Source organism: Streptomyces phytophilus (assembly GCF_013870535.1).
Lineage (GTDB): Bacteria > Actinomycetota > Actinomycetes > Streptomycetales > Streptomycetaceae > Streptomyces > Streptomyces phytophilus.
In genome coordinates, this window is record NZ_JACBXC010000259.1 from 1 (window position 1) to 6,222 (window position 6,222).

Annotated in this window: 4 protein-coding genes; 1 reads left to right on the forward strand and 3 read right to left on the reverse strand. The window is 70.4% G+C overall.

Annotated elements, in window-relative coordinates; genetic code table 11:
* From glpK to H5J30_RS14120, 3 genes are all read right to left on the reverse strand, one after another.
* Positions 1 to 1,510 (reverse strand): glycerol kinase GlpK (gene glpK / locus H5J30_RS14110; RefSeq protein ID WP_181787783.1); only part of this gene is annotated, 1,510 nt, incomplete at its 3' end.
* 85 nt (positions 1,511 to 1,595) lie between these two features.
* Positions 1,596 to 2,393: an MIP/aquaporin family protein gene (locus H5J30_RS14115; protein ID WP_181787784.1), complete on the reverse strand. Its 798-nt coding sequence runs from the start codon at positions 2,391 to 2,393 to the stop codon at positions 1,596 to 1,598.
* Positions 2,394 to 2,581: 188 nt separating this feature from the next.
* Positions 2,582 to 3,346: an IclR family transcriptional regulator gene (locus tag H5J30_RS14120; RefSeq protein ID WP_181787785.1), complete on the reverse strand. Its 765-nt coding sequence runs from the start codon at positions 3,344 to 3,346 to the stop codon at positions 2,582 to 2,584.
* 258 nt (positions 3,347 to 3,604) lie between these two features.
* Between H5J30_RS14120 and metH the strand changes: the two genes are divergently transcribed.
* A partial coding sequence (gene metH / locus H5J30_RS14125; protein WP_181787786.1) for a methionine synthase occupies positions 3,605 to 6,222 on the forward strand: 2,618 nt, incomplete at its 3' end.

A 6,222-nucleotide genomic window follows, 5' to 3' on the forward strand; every position in this document is an offset into this window, starting at 1 on the left:
TCCAGCCCATGGTGCGTTGGACTGCTTTGAGCCAGTTGTTGTATTCGCGGTCGCGGGTGTGGGTGTCCATGCGGGGGGTCCATTCGGCGGCGCGGCGCCAGTTGGCGCGGAGGGCGTCGGTGTCGGGCCAGTAGCCGACGGCGAGTCCGGCGGCGTAGGCGGCGCCCAGGCAGGTGGTTTCGGCGACGAGGGGGCGTACGACGGGGGCGTCGAGGACGTCGGCGAGGGTTTGCATGAGGAGGTTGTTGGCGGTCATGCCGCCGTCGACTTTGAGGGAGGTGAGTTCGACGCCGGAGTCTTTGGTCATGGCGTCGACGATTTCGCGGGTTTGCCAGGCGGTGGCTTCCAGGACGGCGCGGGCGAGGTGGGCTTTGGTGACGTAGCGGGTGAGGCCGGCGATGACGCCGCGGGCGTCGTCGCGCCAGTAGGGGGCGAAGAGGCCGGAGAAGGCGGGGACGAAGTAGGCGCCGCCGTTGTCTTCGACGCTCAGGGCGAGGGTTTCGATTTCGGCGGCGGTGGAGATGATGCCCATTTGGTCGCGCATCCATTGGACCAGGGCGCCGGTGATGGCGATGGAGCCTTCGAGGGCGTAGACGGCGGGTGCGTCGCCGATGCGGTAGCCGACGGTGGTCAACAGTCCGTTTTCGGAGTGGACGGGTTCGTCGGCGGTGTTCATGAGCAGGAAGGTGCCGGTGCCGTAGGTGGATTTGGCTTCGCCTTGGGCGAAGCAGGTCTGGCCGAAGAGTGCGGCTTGCTGGTCGCCCAGTGCGGAGGCGACCGGGATGCCGGTCAGGGTGCCGGAGGTGGCGCGGCCGTAGATTTCGGCGGAGGAGCGGATTTCGGGCAGGACGGTGGGGGGGATGCCCATGGCCTGGCAGATGGCGGGGTCCCAGTCGAGGGTTTCGAGGTTCATGAGCATGGTGCGGGAGGCGTTGGTGACGTCGGTGACGTGGACGCCGCGTCCGGGGCCGCCGGTGAGGTTCCAGATGACCCAGGAGTCCATGGTGCCGAAGAGGATGTCGCCGGCTTCGGCGCGGGCGAGCAGGCCGGGGGTGTTGTCGAGGAGCCAGCGGATTTTGGGGCCGGCGAAGTAGGAGGCCAGGGGCAGGCCGGTGGTGGCGCGGAAGCGGTCTTGTCCTTCGGTGCCGCCGAGTTGGCGGCAGAGTTCGGCGGTGCGGGTGTCCTGCCAGACGACGGCGTTGGCGACGGGTTCGCCGGTGTGTTTGTCCCAGAGCAGGGTGGTCTCGCGCTGGTTGGTGATGCCGATGGCTTTGACGTCGGCGCTGGTGATGCCGGCTTTGGCGACGGCGCCGTCGACGACTTGCTGGACGTTGCGCCAGATCTCCAGGGCGTTGTGCTCGACCCATCCGGGCTTGGGGAAGATCTGCTCGTGTTCCTTCTGGTCCACCGACACGATCCGGCCATCGGTGTCGAACACGATGCACCGGCTCGAAGTCGTCCCCTGATCGATAGCCGCAATGAACGGGCCTGCAGTGTGTGCGTCGGTCATGTCGCTCCGATACGTCGTTGGTTCGGCGTGGGTCGAGGTGGTGCCCTGCGCCGTCCCGCCCGGCGGGCGGGCGGGACGTGCCGGCTCAGGCGAAGACGGCCTGGTAGAGTCCGCCGGCCGCGGCGCCGCCGAGCAGCGGGCCGACGACGGGGATCCACGCGTAGGTCCAGTCCGAGCCGCCCTTGTTGGGCAGCGGCAGCAGGGCGTGGACGATGCGCGGCCCGAGGTCGCGCGCGGGGTTGATGGCGTAACCCGTGGGGCCACCGAGCGAGAGGCCGATGCTGACGACCACCAGGGCGACGATCAGCACGCCGAGCGGGCCGAGTCCGTTGCCCTCGTCATTGAGGCCCTGCGTGAGGATCGCGATGACCAGGACGAAGGTCGCGATGAACTCCGTCATCACGTTCTGCACGGTGTTGCGGATCTCGGGGCCGGTGGAGAAGACGCCGAGCACCGGGCCCGCGCCCTTCTCGTGGGCCTCGATCGCCTTCTGGTCCGCGTTATCCAGGTGGCCGACGACTTCCTTGTCGGTCAGGTGGTCGTGGAACTGGCCGTAGTAGGCCAGCCAGACGAACGCGGCGCCGATGATGGCACCGAGCATCTCGGAGGCGATGTAGAGCGGTACGTCACCCCAGTCGGTGTCTCCCTTGATCGCGAGCCCGAGGGTCACCGCGGGGTTCAGGTGGGCGCCGGAGACGCCGGCGACCGCGTAGGCGCCGACCATGACCGCGAGACCCCAGCCGAAGGCGACCGCGACCCAGCCCGCCTGGTGTGCCTTGGACTTCTTGAAGGTGATGGCGGCTACCACGCCGCCACCGAGAACGATCAGCAAGGCAGTCCCCACTACCTCACCGGAGAAAATGTCCCAATTGGACGGGTCCATCCTGCGACTCCTTTGTCCGGGGTGGTCCGTACGCGGAATCCGGTCCGCGTAACACCATACGTCAAATATGTCGTCAGGTGTTCGACAATGCCGACCGGTGCACGGCAGTGTTCCGCCACGTCACAGGCGCGTCAAGGGCCGGTGAAGGGAAAAGGGGGAATCGGCCGAACGGAGGAGTCCCGCGGGGCTCAGAAGCGGCCGGCGCCCAGGTCCCGGGCCACCGCCCGGGCGCAGTCGCGCACCGCCGCCACCAGCTCCGGCCGCAGCTCACCGCCGGGGCAGACGCGCTCCACCGCTCCGGTGACGCCCACGGCGCCGACGGGCATGCCGCGGCGGTCGCGCACGGGGGCGGCGACCGAGGCGATGCCGTCCCAGGTCTCCTCGACGTCCGAGCCCCAGCCGCGGGCGCGGGTCAGCTCCAGGATCCGCTCGAAGTCGGTCGCCTCGGTGACCGTGGCGGGCGTGAGCGCCTTGCGGTCGCCCTCCGCGGCCTCGGCGTGCGCCACCGGGTCCACCGCGCACAGGACCTTGCCCAGCGCCGTGCTGTGCAGCGGCTGCATGGCGCCGATCTCCAGCACCTGCCGGCTGTCGTCCGGCCGGAAGACGTGGTGGACGATGAGCACGCCCTGGTGGTGCAGCACGCCCAGGTGCACGCTCTCGCCGCTGGCCCGCGCCAGGTCGTCGGTCCAGGGCAGGGCGCGGGCGCGCAGCTCGTGCACGTCCAGGTAGCTGTTGCCCAGGCGCAGCAGTTCCGCGCCGAGCTGGTAGCGCCCGGAGACCGGGTCCTGCTCGACGAAGCCCTCCTGCTGGAGCGTGCGCAGGATGCCGTGCGCCGTGCCCTTGGCCAGGCCCAGGGTCGAGGCGACGTCCGACAGGCCCAGGCGCCGCTCTCCTCCGGCCAGCAGGCGCAGCACCGCAGCCGCTCGCTGGAGCGACTGGATGTTCCGTGCCACGGAAGATCCTCCTCAACGAGACCGGCAGTTCGACGATGCTGAACAGTATCGGTCATTGTCACGCCGCAGGGGGGCGGTCGGGGAAGACCCCGGAAGTGCCGATCGTGCACGAGTCTGCCGGAAAACCCCGCAAACCCGCACCGTCCGGGTCGTGGGACGGCCCCCGCCGGAGCGGCTCGGGCCGATACGCTGGGGCCGTGCACCGGTCCCCGCGGACCGCGCATAGCCGACAGCCGTCGCACACGAGGGAGTATCCCCATGGCCTCGCAGCCGCCCCAGCCCGCCGCCAGCCAGCAGACCCGCGCCGACGCGCTGCGCGAGGCACTCGCCACCCGCGTGGTGGTGGCCGACGGTGCCATGGGCACCATGCTCCAGGAGCAGGAGCCCACGCTGGCGGACTTCCAGCAGCTGGAGGGCTGCAACGAGATCCTCAACGTGACCCGCCCCGACATCGTGCGCTCGGTGCACGACGAGTACTTCGCGGCCGGCGTGGACTGCGTGGAGACCAACACCTTCGGCGCCAACCACGCCGCCCTCGGCGAGTACGACATCGCGGACCGGATCTTCGAGCTGTCCGAGTCCGGCGTGCGCATCGCCCGCGAGTCCGCCGACGCCCACACCGCGGGCGACGGCCGGCAGCGCTGGGTCCTCGGCTCCATGGGCCCCGGCACCAAGCTGCCGACCCTCGGCCACATCGCGTACGACACGCTGCGCGACGCCTACCAGCAGAACGCCGAGGGCATGATCGCCGGCGGCGCCGACGCGCTGCTCGTCGAGACCACCCAGGACCTGCTGCAGACCAAGGCCGCCGTCCTCGGCGCCCGCCGGGCGCTCGCCGCCACCGGCGTGGACCTGACGCTGATCTGCTCGGTGACCGTCGAGACCACCGGCGCCATGCTGCTCGGCAGCGAGATCGGCGCCGCGCTCACCGCGCTGGAGCCGCTGGGCATCGACATGATCGGGCTCAACTGCGCCACCGGACCGGCCGAGATGAGCGAGCACCTGCGCTACCTCGCCCGGCACTCCCGGGTGCCGCTGTCCTGCATGCCGAACGCGGGCCTGCCGGTCCTCGGCAAGGACGGCGCCCACTACCCGCTGACCCCGGGCGAACTGGCCGACGCCCAGGAGACGTTCGTCCGCGAGTACGGGCTGTCCCTGGTCGGCGGCTGCTGCGGCACCACCCCGGAGCACCTGCGGCAGCTGACCGAGCGGGTACGGGACCTGGAGCCGACCGAGCGCCGGCCCCGCCCCGAGCCGGGGGCCGCGTCGCTGTACCAGACGGTGCCGTTCCGGCAGGACACCTCGTACCTGGCGATCGGCGAGCGCACCAACGCCAACGGCTCGAAGAAGTTCCGCACCGCCATGCTCGAAGGCCGCTGGGACGACTGCGTGGAGATGGCCCGCGACCAGATCCGCGAGGGCGCCCACATGCTCGACCTGTGCGTCGACTACGTCGGCCGCGACGGCGCCGCCGACATGGCCGAGCTGGCGGGCCGGTTCGCCACCGCCTCCACGCTGCCCATCGTGCTGGACTCCACCGAGGTCCCCGTGATCCGCGCCGGCCTGGAGAAGCTCGGCGGCCGGGCCGTCATCAACTCCGTCAACTACGAGGACGGCGACGGCCCCGAGTCCCGCTTCGCCCGCGTCGCGACGCTCGCCCGCGAGCACGGCGCCGCCCTGATGGCGCTGACCATCGACGAGGAGGGCCAGGCCCGGACCGCGGAGCACAAGGTCGCCATCGCCGAGCGGCTGATCGAGGACCTCACCGGCAACTGGGGCATCCACGAGTCCGACATCCTCATCGACTGCCTGACGTTCACCATCTGCACCGGCCAGGAGGAGTCCCGCGGCGACGGCCGCGCCACCATCGAGGCCATCCGCGAGCTCAAGCGCCGCCGCCCCGACGTGCAGACCACGCTCGGCCTGTCGAACATCTCCTTCGGCCTCAACCCGGCCGCCCGGGTCGTCCTCAACTCCGTCTTCCTCGACGAGTGCGTGAAGGCCGGCCTGGACTCGGCGATCGTGCACGCCAGCAAGATCCTGCCGATCGCCCGGCTGGAGGAGGAGCAGGTGCAGGTCTGCCTGGACCTCATCCACGACCGGCGCCGGCCGGCCGCGGGCGACGAGCCCGCGTACGACCCGCTGCAACGCCTGCTGGAGCTGTTCGAGGGCGTCGACACCAAGTCGATGAAGGCCGGCAGGGCCGAGGAACTGGCCGCGCTGCCGCTGGAGGAGCGGCTGAAGCGGCGGATCATCGACGGCGAGAAGAACGGCCTGGAGGCCGACCTCGACGCCGCGCTCGCCGAGCGGCCGGCGCTGGACATCGTCAACGAGACGCTCCTCGACGGCATGAAGACCGTCGGCGAGCTGTTCGGCTCCGGGCAGATGCAGCTGCCGTTCGTGCTCCAGTCCGCCGAGGTGATGAAGACCGCGGTGGCCCACCTGGAGCCGCACATGGAGAAGGTCGAGGACGGCGAGGGCAACTCGGGCAAGGGCACGATCGTGCTGGCCACCGTGCGCGGCGACGTCCACGACATCGGCAAGAACCTCGTCGACATCATCCTGTCCAACAACGGCTACAACGTGGTCAACCTCGGTATCAAGCAGCCCGTCTCGGCGATCCTGGAGGCCGCCGAGGAGCACGCGGCCGACGTGATCGGGATGTCCGGGCTGCTGGTGAAGTCCACCGTGATCATGAAGGAGAACCTGGAGGAGCTGAACCAGCGCCGGCTGGCCTCCCGGTACCCCGTGATCCTCGGCGGCGCGGCGCTCACCCGCGCGTACGTCGAGCAGGACCTGCACGAGGTCTACGAGGGCGAGGTCCGCTACGCCCGCGACGCCTTCGAGGGGCTGCGGCTCATGGACGCCCTCATCGG